The organism is Micromonospora sp. WMMD714 (assembly GCF_029581315.1).
GTDB lineage: Bacteria > Actinomycetota > Actinomycetes > Mycobacteriales > Micromonosporaceae > Micromonospora > Micromonospora rifamycinica.
This window is the reverse complement of sequence record NZ_CP120744.1, coordinates 5,732,614-5,748,737: the sequence shown is the minus strand read 5'-3', so window position 1 is coordinate 5,748,737 and position 16,124 is coordinate 5,732,614. Positions and strand designations below refer to the sequence as shown.

The window sequence follows — 16,124 nt, the reverse complement described above, 5'->3', positions numbered from 1 at the left end:
GACGCCGGGTCGGTCGCGGCCGGGGAACCCCGGGCCGGACCAGCCTGGTCACGCGGCCGCCACCCGCCGGCGCGGCACCCGGGGCCGCAGGTCGGCGAGGGGCGGACGTTCCTGCACCGAGACGTCGTTGACGACGATCTCCCGGTCGAGGCTGGGCAGCGCCTCGGAGCCGCCCCGGCGGAACTGGGTCAGGGTGCCCGCCGGGCTGGTGCCCGGGGCGGCCCAGCCCCGCTGCTGCAACCGTGTCCAGGCGGTGTGCATGATCTGGGCGGACATCCGGCCGAGGGCCGCGGTGTCCTGGTGCCGGTGTTTGCGCTCGCCCAGGTCGACCTGGGCGAGCGCGTCCAGGCCGACCAGCTCCAGCAGGTCGATCAGCATGGCCGTCTCGACGCCGTAGCCGGTGACGAACGGCACCCGTTCCAGCACCGCGCGCCGGCCGGCGTACTCACCGGCGAGGGGCTGTACGAAGCCGGCCAGTTCCGGCCAGAACAGGTTCAGCAGCGGGCGGGCCATCAGCTCGGTCACCCGCCCGCCGCCGTCGGCCTCCACGCCGGCCGTGCCGACCAGCGGCCGGTGGTAGAAGCCCTTCACGAACTCGACGGACGGGTCGACCAGCAACGGGCCGATCAGACCGGTCACGAAGTGCGGCCGGAACTCGCGCAGGTCGGCGTCGACGAAGGCGACGACGTCACCGTCGGCGGCGGCGAGACCGGCCCAGAGCGCGTCGCCCTTGCCGGTCAGCCGGGGCAGGCCCCGGGTCATCTCGTCCTGGCCGACGACCTCCGCGCCGGCCGCGCGGGCCACCTGGGCGGTCCGGTCGGTGGACCGGGAGTCCACCACGATCAGTTCGTCGACCAGTGGCACCCGGTCCATCAGGTGTTCCCGGATCGTCGAGACGATCGCCCCGACGGTGGCCTCCTCGTTGCGGGCGGGCAGCACGACGCTGACCCGGTTGTCCCCCTTCGCCCTCATCAGCCGTCGCGTGGGCCAGTCCTGCGCCGACGTCGTCCGGTATGTGGCCCATGCCTCCACGACAGGTGAGACGGTCGGTTCTGTATCCCGCACTGGCAAACCCCCAGATCCATGGCGGAAAACCCGTTTGTGGTTTTCCCATCCCCGCATTGCCGCTAACCGGATAATCCCTAACAGCTTGATCACATCGGTCCACCGCCCGGTTCCCGGCAGGTGAACGCTGTGTTGCGGACCCGCCCCGGGTTTTGCCGCTCCCCGTCGGGGGGAGTGCTGACGGCATGGGTCGTGACCGCGTCGAGAGGGCCGAAGGAATGCACACGTGCCGGGTGGGGCTGGTCGGGGCCGGCGGGGTGGCGCAACGCCACGCCCGCGTACTGGGGAGTTTTCCGGACGTGGACCTGATCGGCGTCACCGACGTCGCCCGGGAGGCGGCGACGGCCCTGGCCGACGCGCACTCCGCGCGGGTCTACGCCGACATCGACGAGCTGCTGGCCGCCGGCCCGGACGCGGTGTACGTCTGCGTCCCCCCGTTCGCCCACGGGCCGGTCGAGGAGGCGGTGATCGCGGCCGGCGTGCCGATGTTCGTGGAGAAGCCGGTCGCGGTCGACCTGGACACCGCCGAACGGGTCGCCGCCCTGGTCGAGCAGCAGGGCCTGCGCACCGCCGTCGGGCACCACTGGCGCTACCTGCACGTGGTCGAGCAGGCCCGGGAGCTGCTCGCCGACCGACCGGTGCGGATGGTCAACGGGGCCTGGCTGGACAAGGTGCCTCCGGTGGCCTGGTGGGCGGTGCGGGACCGCTCCGGTGGCCCGGTCGTCGAGCAGGCCGCCCACGTGCTGGACCTGATCCGGGCGCTGGTCGGGGAGGCCGTCGAGGTCACCGCGTACGGCGACGGCAGCCCGCCCCCGGTCGACGGCGCCGACATCGACTCGGTGACCGCGGCCACCCTGCGCTTCGCCAACGGGGCGGTGGGCACCCTCGCCGCCGCCTGCGTGCTCGGCTGGAAGCACCGGGCCGGTCTGGAGATCCTCGCCGACGGGCTGGCCCTGTCGCTGGCCGAGGACGGCCTGACGATCCGCGACGCCGACGGGGAGCGCCACCTCCCGGCCGACCCCGACGGCGCCCGGGTCGCCGTGGACCGGGCCTTCGTCGACGCGGTCACCGGGGCCGGCGACGACATCCGGGTGCCGTACGCGGAGGCGCTGCGCACCCAACGGCTGGCGGTCGCGGTCGCGCAGAGCGCCCGTACCGGCCGCAGCGTCACCCTGCCCACCGGCCCGGCCGCGCTCGCCCCGGCGGCCGGCGGCGTCCCTGCCGGGGGTATCCCTGGCGGCGGCGTCCCTGCCGGGGGTATCCCTGGCGGGGGTGTCCCTGACGGAGAGGCCCGTGCCGGGGGTGTCTTCGGCGGTGACGTTCGTGCGGGGGATGTCCGCGCTGGCGGTGTCCCTGACGGTGCGGTCGGCGCCGGGGACGTCGGCGTTGCGGACGTCCGGGCCGGTGGCGGGCACGGGGCACCGGCGGGGGTGACCCTCGATGCGTGACACGGTGGTGGTGGTCAGCGGCCCCGGGCAGGTCGAGTTGGCCGAGCAGGAGACCGGTGAACTGGGCGACGGCGCGATTCGGGTACGGACCCGCTACAGCGGGGTCTCCGCCGGCACCGAGCTGAGCTTCGTCAAGGGCACCAACCCCTTCCTCAACGTCACCTTCGATGCCACCCTGGGCCTGTTCCGGCCGGGGACGGCCAGCACGCCGTACCCGGTCACCCGGCTCGGCTACATGCAGGTCGGTGAGGTGGTGCAGAGCCGTACCCCGGCGATCGCCGTCGGCACCGTCGGCGCGATGACCTACGGCCACCGCACCGGCTACGTCGCCGACCCGCTGGCCGAACGGTTCGTGCCGCTCCCCGGGGACCTCGACCCGATGCTCGGCGTCTACGCGGCGCACATGGGGCCGATCTGCGCCAACGGCCTGCTGCACGCCGCCGCCGACCTGTGTGGCACCGACGTACGCTCGCTCGGCGACGGGGTGCGCGGCCGCCGGGTGGCAGTGGTCGGCGGTGGCGTGGTGGCCCTGCTCACCGCCCTGTTCGCCCGGCGGCACGGAGCCGCCTCGGTGGTGGTGCTCGACCCGACCCCGCAGCGCCGCCAGGTCGCCGAGGCGCTCGGCCTGGAGACCCTCGACCCGGAGGCCGACGATCCGGCGGTGCTGCTCAAGACCCGCTGGCACCACAGCGCCGGGGACCGGGGCGCGGACGTGGTGTTCCAGTGCCGGGGGCAGGCCTGGGCGCTGCACCTGGCGCTGCGCCTGCTGCGTCCCCAGGGCACCGTCATCGACCTGGCGTTCTACCAGGGCGGTGCGGAGGCCGTCCGGCTCGGTGAGGAGTTCCACCACAACGGCCTGTCGCTGCGGTGTGCCCAGATCGGCCGGGTGCCCCGGGGGCTCGCCCCGACCTGGGACCGGGAGCGGCTCTCCGCTGAGACGATCGACCTGCTGCACCGGTACGGCGACCTGATGCGTAAGCACCTGATCTCCGCGGTGGTCCCGTTCACCGAGGCCCCGGCCCTGCTCACCGACCTGGCCGAACGCCGCCGCCAGGAACTCCAGGTCGTCCTCACCTGCTGACTTGCGCCCCACGTGATGATCGCCTTGCGGCGTGCCGTCCCGCCCCGTTCGGGGTGCCTCATGATCACTTTGCAGAATGCGGCATTCTTTCCCGCTGCTCGTGTTGTTGCGGCCACGGTGCCTCATGATCACTTTGCGGAATGAAGCACTCCTCCCGGCGTGTCGTCTTCATTTCGGCAAGCTGATCATCGGGCGCGATGTCGGGTCGGCGATGCGGTGGAGCCTGTGGGAGCCGGCGCGGGGAGCGGCGGGTCAGATCGGTGCTCCGGTCGGGGGGTGAGCTGGTTGCCCGGTAGGCGTCCCCGCCGTGCGGCCGGTGCGCGCTGGTTGGTGCGCCGGATCGGCGGGGTGCCGGACGTCCGTGGGCGGGGTGCCGGTGGGGTGGGGGCGGGCAGCCAGTGCAGGCCGTCGCGGCGGACGTACAGCTCGCGGCGCCGGACCGCTTGATGGGCGGCGTCCAGTTGGTACGCGGTGATCCACACCCATCCCTGGTAGGTGTGCCGGTCGGTCAGCTCACGGATGACCCGTACCGTGATCGGCTGGGTGAACTGCGGTGACGCGGTGCGGGTCAGGAGCAGCACGTCACCCGCCCGGAGCGGACGGTGGTTCGTCGGGGTCAGTGCGGGCGTCGGGGTGCCGGGCCTTGGTGTCGGATGACGGTGCTGTACGTGGTCGTGCTGCGGCATGGTGGCGTCCTGTCCCTCGGGTGTGGAGGGTGGGGCCGCCCGCCCCTCGTCGTGCGGCCCCACCCGACAGGCGTCGCCGCTGGTGCTGGACCGGAACGGCGGCGTCGTCCTGCCGCCCAGCTTGCCGAGAGTGTCTAGACAATCACACAGCGTTGTGCTAATTCTTGCGGACAGTTGCATTGTTCGGGGAGGGAAAAGGCATGAATCACGCATTTGTCGAAGCGCTCGCCGAGGCGGGATACACCGCCGAGAGCCTGGCGGGCCAGCTCGGTCTGCACCCGAAGACCGTGGCCCGGTGGGCAAACCCCGGACACATCCCGCAGAGCCGGCACCGGGCCACCGTCGCAGATCTGCTGGAGCGGGATGTCGATGCCCTCTGGCCGGACATCGTCAAGCGGCGCGAGCCGGTCTGGTTCCGGCCCTGGGTCGACATCGAGCGGGAGGCGACCACGCTACGGGCTTTTCAACTGGCCTGGGTGCCCGGCCTGCTCCAGACCGAGGCGTACGCGCGGGCGACCCTCGCCGGTGGCACCCTGGCGGCCGAGGCGATGGACGAGCTGACCGAAGCGCGACTCGCCCGTCAGGCGATCCTGCACCGGGAGCGCAGCCCTCTGCTCGTCGCCGTCCTGGACGAGGGCGTCCTGCGCCGCCGGGTCGGTGACAGCCGAGCGCTCATGGCGGCCCAACTCACCCACCTCCTCGCCTGTACCGAGATGCCGAACGTGCAACTGCACGTCGTGCCGGCCGACGCCGCGAGCTACCCGGGGCTCGACGGACCGTTCGTCATCGCCGACCTGCCGGAGGGGGCGCGAGTGGCCCACGTGGACGGTCCGGCACAGGCGCAGATCCTGGACAAGCCGTCCGACCTTGTTAACCTTGAACGGCGCTGGGAACGCATCCGTGGCGAGGCGCTCCCTCGTGGACGGACCCTCGATCTCCTGAGAGAGGCGGCTGCATCATGGACCTGACCGGCGCGCGGTGGCACAAGAGCACGAAGAGCGGCGGCAACGGTGGAGACTGTGTCGAGGTCGCGGGGAACCTCCCCGGTGTCGTCCTGGTGCGGGACACCAAGGACCGCGACGGTGGGGTGCTCGCGTTCACTCCGGCGGCCTGGCAGGGCTTCCTCGGCTTCGCCAGCCGGCGCCAACAAGTGAAGTAAATCCCCCAAGTTGATCTACAGCGCCCCAGCTCAGAAAGCCTGCTCCCCGCGCATGCGGGGGTGATCCCGGCTGTCTCGTGAATCCGGGCCAGATTCCGGGCTGCTCCCCGCGCATGCGGGGGTGATCCCGCGCAGAAGGTGTTCGACCGCTCCATCGAACACTGCTCCCCGCGCATGCGGGGGTGATCCGGCCGCCGACCTGATGACCGAACTGGGCATCAACTGCTCCCCGCGCATGCGGGGGTGATCCCCGCACGACACCCACTTCGAGATCGCCCTCGACCTGCTCCCCGCGCATGCGGGGGTGATCCCGACGCAACTCGTCGTATTGCTTCAGGTAGCGACTGCTCCCCGCGCATGCGGGGGTGATCCCCGGCCCGATCACGACCGGACGGGAGTCCACCACTGCTCCCCGCGCATGCGGGGGTGATCCCGTCTCCGACGTCAGGTCCTCGGCCGTGGCCCGCTGCTCCCCGCGCATGCGGGGGTGATCCATCGTGGCAGAACGACTCGGGGTACACGCCGTACTGCTCCCCGCGCATGCGGGGGTGATCCGGCGATCGACCGCCGCCGGGCGTGATGATCTATCTGCTCCCCGCGCATGCGGGGGTGATCCACGGTCCACCACCAGGGGGCCGACAGCGTTGAACTGCTCCCCGCGCATGCGGGGGTGATCCGGATGAGGACTACGGGGTGTGGGGTGGCAGCACCTGCTCCCCGCGTATGCGGGGGTGATCCCCCGGCAGCAGTCAGGGCAGCACCAGGGGTCGCGTCCACGGGAGTGGTGTACGACTTGCCCGTGATGGGCGTGTTGCGTAGATGAGAGACGGCCACCGCGCGATCCTTCGAGACGGCTAAGTCCGAGTGAAGGAGAGTGATGCGCGATGGCCGCATCTGAGAGTGTGAACCCTGTTGAGCTGCTGTGCGAGCAGATCGCGGGCGCGTCGCCGGATGTGTTGCAGGCGATGATCAAGACGTTCGCGCAGGCGCTGATGTCTGCCGAAGCTGATGCGATCTGCGGTGCCGGCTATGGACAGCGCAGCGACGAGCGGGTCAACTCGCGCAACGGATACCGGCAGCGCGAGTGGGACACCCGGGCTGGCACGATCGACTTGGCGGTGCCGAAGCTGCGGCACGGCAGCTACTTCCCGGACTGGCTACTGACGCATCGTCGGCGGGCCGAGCAGGCTCTGGTCTCGGTGGTGGCCACGAGTTACCTGCTCGGGGTGTCGACACGGCGGGTGGAGAAGCTCGTCGAGCAGCTCGGTGTCCGTCAGTTGTCCAAGTCGCAGGTCTCGGAGATGTCCACGCACCTGGACGCGCAGGTCGAGGCGTTTCGCAACCGGCCCTTGGACGCCGCCCACTACACGTTCGTGTGGATGGACGCGCTGACAATGAAGACCCGTGAACACGGACGGACCGTCAACGTCCACGCCCTGATCGCGGTCGGGGTCAACGCCGACGGCCAACGCGAAGTCCTCGGTCTGGACGTCGCCTCCGACGAGGACGGCGCCGGATGGCTGGCGTTCCTGCGCTCGTTGACCGCCCGCGGTCTGTCCGGTGTCCGCCTGGTCATCTCCGACGCCCACGCCGGCCTCGTCGCTGCGATCGGCGCCGCCCTGCCAGGAGCCGCATGGCAACGATGCCGCACCCACTACCTGCGCAACCTGCTCACCAAAGTCCCGAAGTCCGCGCAGCCATGGATCGCTACCCTCGTCCGCACGATCTTCGACCAGCCCGACGCCGACGCCGTCCACGCCCAGTACCGGCGGGTCGTGACCACGATCGAAGCGAAGTTCCCGGCCGCCGCCGAGCACCTCGACACCGCCCGCGACGACCTCCTCGCGTTCACCGGCTTCCCCCGTGAGATCTGGCGTCAGATCTGGTCGAACAACCCGCAGGAACGCCTGAACAAGGAGATCCGCCGCCGCACCGACGTCGTCGGGATCTTCCCCAACCGGCCAGCGATCATCCGCCTCGTCGGCGCGGTCCTGGCCGAACAGACCGACGAATGGACCGAAGGCCGCCGCTACATGAGCCTGGAACTCCTCGCCAAAGCCCGCCTGATCACCCTCGACACCAGCCAACACGACACCGACCACACCGACCCCGCCCCGATCACCGCATAACATCAGACCGGATCACGCGATGGCCGTCTCTTACACCACCAGCGCGGACGTAACCCCACCACAGCGGGTCTACTCCCCGCGCATGCGGGGGTGATCCCGACGAGATTGGCGGCTGGTCCGTCTCGCACAACTGCTCCCCGCGCATGCGGGGGTGATCCGTGCTCCCGGGACATCGCCCGGAACTCGCGGCCCTGCTCCGCGCATGCGGGGGTGATCCTGTTCGCCCGCTCGCCGGACTTCTCCACGGACCTGCTCCCCGCGTATGCGGGGGTGATCCCACCCTCACCGCCAAGGTCGAAGACATCGTGGCCTGCTCTCCGCGCAGGCGAGGGTGGTGCCGAGGCGCCCCGGCACCGTCCGAACCCGGTAGCTGTTCGTGGGGGAGTTGCCGTCGGCCCACCCACCGAGAGTTCGTGATCTTCCTGCCGTGCCGCCCCGCCGGGCGCAGCTCCGTTGATCATCGACGACCGTCAGCCCGCGCCCGTGGCGGTCGGCTGCCGCCCTTTTCGGGCTGATGGGTCGATGACCCCTGCTGAGCTGCCCGGATGTGCCGGGAACTGGACACCGGGGCCACCATGCCCGGACCGGGCAGCTTTTTCCGGTCAGGTTCGCGTACCGTTGCCGCTCATGGGTGTGTCGCAACGGTTGAAGAGCAGGTTCCGCCGGTTCCTCCAGCGCCCGGGGACGACGGTCGACCTGGCTCCGCTGGAGAAGCTGCTGCCGCGGATCGCCGCGCGCGAGGACGAGCTGTCGGCGCTGGACGACGCCGCGTTGACCGAGGCCGCCGGTGCGGCCACGGAGTACGTGGAGATCTGCGCCGTCGGCCGGGAGGCCGCCCGTCGTGGCCTCGACCAGCGGCCGTACGACGTGCAGCTGCTCGGTGCGATGGCGCTGCTGTCCGGCAAGGTCGCCGAGATGGCCACCGGTGAGGGTAAGACCCTGACCGCCACCATCGCCGCCTACGGGCACGTCCGGCTGGGCAACGGCCCGGTGCACGTGCTCACGGTCAACGACTACCTGGCCCGCCGGGACGCCGAGTGGATGATGCCGGTCTACCGGCTGCTCGGGCTGAGCGTGGGTTGGGTCAACGAGGCGTCCACCCCGGCCGAGCGGCGGGAGGCGTACGGCTGCGACGTCACCTACGTGTCGGTCAGCGAGGCCGGTTTCGACTTCCTCCGCGACCAGCTCGTCACCGACCTGGCCGACCGGGTCCAGCCGCCGCTGGCCACCGCGATCGTCGACGAGGCCGACTCGATCCTGATCGACGAGGCCCGGGTGCCGATGGTGCTGGCCGGTTCGGTCACCGGTGAGCAGGACCCGGTGCACGCCGCCGCCGCGCTGGTGCGTGGCCTGCGCAAGGGCCGGCACTACACGGTCGCCGACGACGGCCGCAGCGTCGCCTTCACCACCGAAGGGCTGGCCGCCGTCGAGGCCAAGCTGGGCGGCATCGACCTGTACGACACCGAGCACGTCGGGCAGCTCTCGGCGGTGAACGTGGCGTTGCACGCGCACGCCCTGCTGCACCGCGACGTCGACTACATCGTGCGGGACGGCTCGGTCGAGCTGATCGACGAGATGCGCGGCCGGGTCGCCCAGCGCCGGCGCTGGCCCGACGGCCTCCAGGCCGCCGTGGAGGCGAAGGAGGGCCTGGACGCCACCGCCGAGGGGGAGGTGCTGGGCACCATCGCCGTGCAGGCGTACATCGCGCTCTACCCCAAGCTGTGCGGCATGACGGCGACCGCGGTGCTGGTCGGCGACCAGCTCCGCGAGTTCTTCGGCCTCGAGGTGGCGGTGATCCCGCCGAACACCCCCTGCGTCCGCGAGGACGAGCCGGACCGGATCTACGCGACCCGGGCCGAGAAGGAGGAGGCGCTGATCGACGAGATCCGGCGCTGCCACGAGGCGGGCCGCCCGGTGCTGGTCGGCACGCTCGACGTGAAGGAGTCCGAGGGGCTCGCCGCCGGTCTGCAGGCTGCCGGGGTGCCGTGCGTGGTGCTCAATGCCAAGAACGACGACGAGGAGGCGGCGATCATCGCCGAGGCCGGCGCGTACGGCGCGGTGACCGTCTCCACCCAGATGGCGGGTCGGGGCGTCGACATCCGGCTCGGCGGCAGCGAGCAGGTCGACCAGGAGCGGGTGGCCGAGCTGGGCGGGCTGTACGTGATCGGCAGCGGCCGGCACGACAGCCGGCGGGTCGACGACCAGCTGCGCGGCCGGGCCGGCCGGCAGGGCGACCCCGGTGGCTCGGTCTTCTTCGTCAGCCTGGAGGACGACCTGGTGGTGCGGCACGCCGGCGACACCATCCCGGCGTCGCCCCGGATGAACGCCGACGGCCTGGTCACCGACGAGCAGGTCGACTACGCGGTGGAGCACGCTCAGCGGGTCGCCGAGGGCGTCAACCACGAGATCCACCGCAACACCTGGCGCTACAGCGTGGTCATCGAGCAGCAGCGGATCGCGCTGGCCGAGCGCCGGGAGCGGCTGCTCACCTCCGACATCGCCGCGCTGATGCTGCTCGACCGGATGCCCGACAAGGCCGGCGAGATGGACGAGGACCTGCTGGCCCGGGTGGCCCGGTCGATCGCGCTCTACCACACCGATCGGCTCTGGGCGGAGCACCTGGCCGAGCTGTCCGAGGTGCGCGAGGGTGTGCACCTGCGGGCGCTGGGTCGGCTCGACCCGCTGGACGAGTTCCACCGGGCGGCGGTGCCGGCGTTCACCAACCTCATCCCCGAGATCGAGACGCGGACCCTGGCCACCTTCGAGGAGACCGAGTTCGCCGAGGACTGGGAGCCGGACGCCGCCAAGCTGGTCCGGCCCAGCGCCACCTGGACGTACCTGGTGCACGACAACCCGTTCGGCTCGGAACTGGACCGGCTGATCGCCTCGGTCGGCCGCCGGCTCGCCGCGGCCCGCTGAACGTCACGAGGTACCCCTCCGGGACGGTCCGGCACCGGAGGGGTACCTTTACGCGGTTTCGATCCGGTTTCGGCAGGGTAGTAGCCCGGGGCTCACGACTCGGAAGAGAGATCACGACGATGACGCAGGCAACGACGTCGGTGGCGGGCGGCAGGTGCGCAACGGAGCCCGTGGTTCGGTGAGACTGGACATGCGGGAGCTGACGAGTGACACGCTCGGGGTGCTGGAGACGGCCGCCCTGTTACGGGAGCTGACCGCGGGGCTGATCGCGGTCGACGACTTCGACGCGGCACTGGCCGAGCTGGTCCGGATCACCGCCGACGCCGTGCCGGGCGTGGCCTGGTGCGGGTTCACCGCGTTGCTGGCCGGGGAACCCGCCGGGGTCGCCGCCTCCGATCCGCGGCTGGCCGAGCTGGACGACCTGGGACACGGCGGGGAGTCACCGGCGATGAACGCGATCCGTCGCCGGGAGATGACCATCGCCGCGGACCTCACCACCGAGGACCGGTGGCCGGCGTGGACCGAGAGCGCCCGCCGGCTCGGCGTCCGTGGGGTGATCTCCGCCCCGGTGGACGTCGACGAGCAGGCGATCGGTTCGATCAACCTGTACGCCGACCGGGCCGCCCTGCTGGGCACCCGGCAGCAGCTCACCGCGATGCTGCTGGCCGAGCACGCCGGGCTGCTGCTGGCCGCCGTCCGGGACCGGGCCCGGCGGGCCGAGCGGGCCGGTGAACGCGACGGCGCGCTGCTCGGGGAGAACGTGGTCGGCCAGGCCGTCGGGGTGATCATGACGCAGCGCGGCTGCCCGGCCCCCGAGGCGCTGCACGTGCTGCGCAGCGCGGCGTCCTCCCTGGACATCCCGCTACGGGAGGTCGCGGAGCGTCTGGTCACCACCGTTTCCCGGCCCCGCGAGTCGTGAGGCACACGCCGCTGCCGGACAGCGGTCGGGGCCGGCGGTCGGGGGCGCGGTCGTCGTCCGGCGGTCGGGTGTCGTTTCTTCCCGGCCCCGCGAATCCTGGCGCGGCCGTTTCGCCGGGCGGTGCCTCGGGTAGCACCCTGGACCGGTGAGCTGAGCCGATCCTGGGGAGGAACCGATGGAGAGCCGCCTGAGGGTGCAGGGGCATCCCATCCAACCGATGCTGGTGACGTTCCCCTTCGGGCTCTTCGTCAGCGCCACCGTCTTCGATCTCGCCGACGTGGCGGGTGGCCCGGTCTTCCTCGGTGAGGTCGGCTACTGGACCGCCATCGCCGCACTGGTGGCCGCCGGGCTCGCCGGGGCGGCCGGCATGATCGACCTGTGGGACGTCCGGCCGGGGCCGCACCGCCGTACCATGGTCATGTTCAACATGGTCAACGCGGGCATGGCTGCGCTCTTCCTGCTGGCCTGCCTGATCCGCGCGGACGCCCCGCAGCGCGGCGCGACCGGGATGCTGCTGGTGACCGAGCTGGTCGCGCTGGCCGTCGGCGCGGTCGGCGTCGGGCTCGGCGCCCGGCTGATGCGCCAGTTCGACTCCGGCCACCGGGAGCCCACCGGCTTCGAGACCCTCGACGGCGTGCCCGCCGGCTCCACCGTGGAGATCCTCCGCTCCACCCCCTGACCGCCGGGGTGGCGCACCGCCGGTGGCCAATCGGGTTGCCGGCGGCGCCCCGGTGCCGCAGGGTGGGCGGATGGTCGAGCGGAGCTGTGCCGAGTTGATCGCCGAGGCGACGGCCGCGCCGGTGGACGGCTGGGGGTTCGACTGGCTGGACGGCCGGGCCACCGAGGAACGTCCACCGTGGGGCTATGTCCGCCAGGTCGCCGACCGGATGGCGACGGTCGCCGCGGCGTTGGACATCGACACCGGTGGGGGCGAGGTGCTCGCCGAGGTACCGCAGCCGCCGCCGCTGCTGGTCGCCACCGAGGCGTGGCCGCCGAACGTCGCGGTCGCCCGGCGGACGTTGCGTCGGGTCGGCGGCCGGGTGGTCCAGGTCGCCCCCCGCTCCCGGCTGCCCTTCCGGGACGCCGGCTTCGACCTGGTGACCAGCCGGCACCCGGTGGACACCGACTGGGCGGAGATCGCCCGGGTGCTGCGGCCCGGGGGACGCTACCTGTCCCAGCAGATCGGCGCGGGCACCATGCGGGAGCTGAGCGAGGCGGTGCTGGGGCCGTTGCCGCCGCCGGCCACCCGGCACACCGCCCAGGCGGTCGCCGCCGCCCGGACCGCCGGCCTCGACGTGGTACGCCTGGAACGGGCCACCCTGCGGGCGGTGTTCCACGACGTCGGCGCGGTGGTCTGGTTCCTGCGCAAGGTGGTCTGGACCGTGCCGGACTTCGACGTGGACCGGTACCGCCCGCAGCTCGAACGGCTGCACGCGCGGATCCGGGCCGAGGGCGCGTTCGTCGCCCGTTCCCGCCGTTTCCTGATCGAGGCGGTCCGGCCGGCACCGGGGGACGTCGGGTCGGCCTGAGCGGCCCCGGGTAGCCCGTCCGGGGCGGCGGGGCCGGCGACGGGTCACGCCCGACGGGGTGACCGCTCCGGGCCGGTGGGGGGTCAGTCGCGGGCGAGCAGGGTGAGCATGTCCGGCAGGTCGAAGAAGCGGGCCGTCTCCACCGCGGACGGGGTGCCGTGGTCGGGGTCGGCGCCGGCGTCGAGCAGCGCCCGTACCGTCTCGGTGTCGCGTCGGAAGACCGCCGCGGCGAGCGCGGTCTGCCCCCGGTCGTTGACCCGGCGGTGGTCCGCGCCCCGGGCCAGCAGCGCCGCGACGGTCTCCGGGCGGGCGTGGTAGGCGGCCAGGATGAGCAGGGTGTCGCCCTTGGCGTTGGTCATGTTCACCGGCAGCCCGGCATCCACGTGGTCGCCGAGTTCCCCGGCCTCGCCCGCGCGGGCCAGGTCGAACATCCGGTGGGCGAAGGCCAGTGTCTCGGCGTCGAGATCCTCGGTCACCGGTCCAGCCTAGAGGCCGGGGTGCGGGTGGGCGGCGCGGACCGACGGTGCCGGCCGTGATGGGGACTCGTCGTGGACGCATCCTGGATCCCAGTATCCGGTATTACCTACTAAACCTATAGGCTTTGGCGTTTAGAGTGTCCCGGAGACGCGTCACACGGGAGTAACCATGACCAGCATCCGCACCATCGACCTGCTCACCGTCGCCGGCCGGTACGCCGACCCGACCACCTGGTCGGTGCCGCTGCGATTCGACCGCGCCGAGCGCTGGTACGCCCTGCTCGCCTCGACCGGCGAGCACGAGGTCTGGGCGCTGAGCTGGCTGCCCGGCCAGGGCACCGACCTGCACGACCACGGCGGCTCCTCCGGTGCCTTCCTGGTGGTGGCCGGCGAGCTGACCGAGCAGACCGTCTCCGGTGGCCGGCTGCGCCCGCACCGCCTCGCCGCCGGCACCGGCCGCCGGTTCGGCCCCCGGCACGTGCACCAGGTGGCCAACCGGGGTGACCAGCCCGCGGTCAGCGTGCACGTCTACCTGCCGGCGCTGCGGCACATGACCCGGTACCACCTCGTCGACGGCCGGCTCCGGGCCGCCGAGATCGCCCGGGCCGGCGTCTCCTGGTGACCCCGCCCGTTCCCGTTCCCCCCACCCGTCGGCTCGCCCCTGGAAGGACCGCGACGATGCCGTTGCACACCATCCCCACCGAGAGCTGTCCGGCCCCGCCACCGGGTTCGCGCGGCATCGACGAGATTCTCGCCGAGGCCCGGACCCGGCTGCGCCGGCTCGATCCCGAGCAGGCGCACCTGGCCCACCGGGGCGGGGCACTGATGGTCGACATCCGACCGGCCGCCCAGCGCGCCGCCCACGGCACCGTGCCGGGCGCGCGGGCGATCGAACGCAACGTCCTGGAATGGCGGCTCGACCCGCGCTGTCCGGCCCGGTTGACCGAGGCGGTCGACTACGACCTGCCGGTGCTGGTGATCTGCCAGGAGGGTTACACCTCGTCGCTGGCCGCCGCCGCCCTGCAGGACATCGGCCTGCACCGGGCCACCGACGTGGTCGGCGGCTTCGTCGCCTGGCGGCTGGCCGGCCTGCCCGCCCTGGGGCCGGCGCTGTCGCACCGTACCCCGCCCCTCGCGCCGCCGGTGACCGCCGGCCGGACGCCGCACTGACCGTCGCGCCCCACCGGGCCTGGCGGACGCACCGTACACAGGAGGCTCCCATGTCCCTCGTCACCCTCACCGCGCGTCCGCATCCGCCGGGCCGCCCCGACCGGGTGGCGCCGGGCCGGCCCCGGTCCACGCCGTCGCTGACCATCACCCTCGACCTGGCCGCCGGCCCCCTGACGCCCCGGCTGGCCCGCCTGGTCGACCTGCTCGGCGAGCTGGCCGAGACGGGGGAGGGGGTGGTCCGGTTCAGCGAGCCGGCCGCGCCGCGTCTGCTGTCGTCGGTGCCGGCTCCGCGCCCGACGCCGACCGGTGGAGAGCCGGCCCAGGCCGACGGCGAGACCCTGCGGATTCTGGCCGGCACCCGGGTGGTCCGCCACGGCGACCGGGAGATCCCGCTCACCCGCATCGAGTTCGACCTGCTGCTCTTCCTCGCCGAGCACCCGCACCGGGTCTTCACCCGGCTCCAACTGCTCGCCAGCGTCTGGGGGTACGAGCACGCCGTCGTCCGCACCGTGGACGTGCACGTGCGCCGGCTGCGCGCCAAGCTCGGGGCGGACGCACCCCTGGTGACCACCGTGTACGGGGTGGGTTACCGGCTCGCCGACGACGCGAGGGTGCGGGTCGAGCGGTTTCACTGACCATCGCACGCGCCGACGCGACGCACCCGACTCGTCCGAGCGGGTGCGTCGCGTCGTGTCGGCCGTCGTGGACCGGGCGGGCACCCCCGTATCCGGGCAGTTCGGCGCTTCTGCTGTAATCATCTGGCTCGTACGCAGAGCGAGGGACCGGCTGCTAACTGTTCGTCGATTGTCACATTCATGCAACGCGGTCGCCCCTTGACCCCCGTCCAGGGGCCGGGAAGCATCGATGCAGCGGCGTCCCGGGCCGTGGGGAGATTCCGGACCAGCCCCAAGGAGGACCATGTCGGTCAGCCCTGCATCCTCGCGCGCCGGATGGCATACGTCCCAGCCCTCGGTTCCCGGTCGACCCCCCGGCGGCCAGCGGCGTCCCGCCCACGCCACCACGCCCGTCCTCACCGTCACCCTGTCCATCCCGCTGGCCAGCGAGGAGTCGCTCACCGCGCCGGCCCGCCGGCTGCTGGAGGCGGCCCGGGAGATGCTGGAACGTGGCGAGGGCACCATCACCACCATCACCACCACCGGCGTTCCCGCCGAACGGCGGCCCGACCAGGCCCCTGCCGGGCGCCCCCCGGCCCGCGCCCTCGCGGCCACCATCCCGATGCTGCACATCCTGGCCTCGTCCCGTTCGGTGCTGCGTGACGGCGAACCGCTGCCGCTGACCCGGCTGGAGTTCGACCTGCTGCTCCATCTGGTGGCCCACCCCCGGCGGGTGTTCACTCGGCTGCAACTACTCAACGCGGTCTGGGGGTACGAGCACGCCGGGGTACGCACGGTGGACGTGCACGTCCGCCGGCTACGCGGCAAGGTCGGCGTGGACGTCCCGTTGGTGACCACGGTCTACGGGGTGGGCTACCGGCTCGCCGACGAGGCCCGGGTCACCGTCGACCGCACCGGCTGACCCGGGG

Annotated in this window: 15 protein-coding genes, 1 pseudogene and 1 CRISPR repeat array; of the genes and pseudogenes, 13 read left to right on the top strand and 3 right to left on the bottom strand. The window is 72.5% G+C overall.

Translation table 11 applies throughout. The annotated features are described in order from the left end of the window. Positions 1–48: 48 nt before the first annotated feature. Entirely contained in the window at positions 49–1,065 is a 1,017-nt protein-coding gene (locus tag O7625_RS24585) for a glucosyl-3-phosphoglycerate synthase (RefSeq protein WP_282341897.1), read from the bottom strand. 233 nt (positions 1,066–1,298) lie between these two features. Between O7625_RS24585 and O7625_RS24580 the strand changes: the two genes are divergently transcribed. Together O7625_RS24580 and O7625_RS24575 are read left to right on the top strand one after the other, a co-directional pair. Beyond that, positions 1,299–2,513, top strand: a complete 1,215-nt coding sequence (locus O7625_RS24580; protein WP_282341895.1) for a Gfo/Idh/MocA family oxidoreductase — start codon at positions 1,299–1,301, stop codon at positions 2,511–2,513. Further along, on the top strand, positions 2,506–3,594 hold the full coding sequence (locus O7625_RS24575) for a zinc-binding alcohol dehydrogenase (protein ID WP_282341893.1): 1,089 nt from the start codon (positions 2,506–2,508) through the stop codon (positions 3,592–3,594). The genes O7625_RS24580 and O7625_RS24575 overlap by 8 nt, the downstream gene beginning before the upstream one ends. A 344-nt stretch (positions 3,595–3,938) precedes the next feature. On the opposite strand, the pseudogene O7625_RS24570 reads toward O7625_RS24575, so the two are convergent. Next, positions 3,939–4,214, bottom strand: a pseudogene (locus O7625_RS24570) (hypothetical protein); the annotation flags it as partial. A 266-nt stretch (positions 4,215–4,480) separates the two neighbouring features. Here O7625_RS24570 and O7625_RS24565 point away from each other — a divergent pair. From O7625_RS24565 to O7625_RS24535, 7 genes are all read left to right on the top strand, one after another. Next, a complete protein-coding gene (locus O7625_RS24565; protein WP_282341891.1) occupies positions 4,481–5,248 on the top strand; it encodes a DUF5753 domain-containing protein in 768 nt (255 codons plus the stop codon). Next, the gene (locus tag O7625_RS24560; RefSeq protein WP_282341890.1) at positions 5,239–5,439 is read left to right on the top strand and encodes a DUF397 domain-containing protein; all 201 of its coding nucleotides are present in this window, start codon (positions 5,239–5,241) and stop codon (positions 5,437–5,439) included. Before O7625_RS24565 ends, O7625_RS24560 begins: the two co-directional genes overlap by 10 nt. A gap of 39 nt (positions 5,440–5,478) precedes the next feature. Further along, positions 5,479–6,177: a CRISPR direct-repeat array (repeat unit 28 nt; unit sequence CTGCTCCCCGCGCATGCGGGGGTGATCC). A gap of 146 nt (positions 6,178–6,323) precedes the next feature. Continuing rightward, complete coding sequence (locus O7625_RS24555; RefSeq protein ID WP_282341888.1) at positions 6,324–7,568, top strand: IS256 family transposase; 1,245 nt, start codon at positions 6,324–6,326, stop codon at positions 7,566–7,568. Positions 7,569–8,195: 627 nt separating this feature from the next. Further along, positions 8,196–10,487 (top strand): accessory Sec system translocase SecA2, encoded by a 2,292-nt coding sequence (gene secA2, locus O7625_RS24550; RefSeq protein ID WP_282341887.1) that lies wholly within the window; start codon positions 8,196–8,198, stop codon positions 10,485–10,487. Positions 10,488–10,665: 178 nt separating this feature from the next. Continuing rightward, complete coding sequence (locus O7625_RS24545; protein ID WP_282341885.1) at positions 10,666–11,406, top strand: GAF and ANTAR domain-containing protein; 741 nt, start codon at positions 10,666–10,668, stop codon at positions 11,404–11,406. A 175-nt stretch (positions 11,407–11,581) separates the two neighbouring features. Further along, entirely contained in the window at positions 11,582–12,085 is a 504-nt protein-coding gene (locus O7625_RS24540) for a DUF2231 domain-containing protein (protein WP_067314398.1), read from the top strand. A 70-nt stretch (positions 12,086–12,155) separates the two neighbouring features. Continuing rightward, positions 12,156–12,935, top strand: a complete 780-nt coding sequence (locus O7625_RS24535) for a class I SAM-dependent methyltransferase (protein WP_282347076.1) — start codon at positions 12,156–12,158, stop codon at positions 12,933–12,935. Between the two features lie 83 nt (positions 12,936–13,018). Here the strand turns inward: O7625_RS24535 and O7625_RS24530 are convergent, their stop codons facing one another. Continuing rightward, complete coding sequence (locus tag O7625_RS24530; RefSeq protein ID WP_282341883.1) at positions 13,019–13,411, bottom strand: ankyrin repeat domain-containing protein; 393 nt, start codon at positions 13,409–13,411, stop codon at positions 13,019–13,021. A 169-nt stretch (positions 13,412–13,580) separates the two neighbouring features. Here O7625_RS24530 and O7625_RS24525 point away from each other — a divergent pair, with 169 nt between their 5' ends. The 4 genes from O7625_RS24525 to O7625_RS24510 all read left to right on the top strand — a co-directional run bounded on the left by O7625_RS24525 (position 13,581) and on the right by O7625_RS24510 (position 16,117). Continuing rightward, positions 13,581–14,033, top strand: coding sequence for a cysteine dioxygenase family protein (locus O7625_RS24525; RefSeq protein ID WP_282341881.1), 453 nt, complete (start codon positions 13,581–13,583; stop codon positions 14,031–14,033). A 56-nt stretch (positions 14,034–14,089) separates the two neighbouring features. After that, complete coding sequence (locus O7625_RS24520) at positions 14,090–14,581, top strand: rhodanese-like domain-containing protein (protein WP_282341880.1); 492 nt, start codon at positions 14,090–14,092, stop codon at positions 14,579–14,581. A gap of 137 nt (positions 14,582–14,718) precedes the next feature. Further along, entirely contained in the window at positions 14,719–15,216 is a 498-nt protein-coding gene (locus O7625_RS24515) for a winged helix-turn-helix domain-containing protein (RefSeq protein WP_282347075.1), read from the top strand. Between the two features lie 283 nt (positions 15,217–15,499). Next, positions 15,500–16,117 carry a winged helix-turn-helix domain-containing protein gene (locus tag O7625_RS24510; RefSeq protein WP_282341879.1) on the top strand — a complete coding sequence of 206 codons (618 nt, stop codon included), beginning with the start codon at positions 15,500–15,502 and terminating at the stop codon, positions 16,115–16,117. The last annotated feature ends 7 nt before the right edge of the window (positions 16,118–16,124 follow it).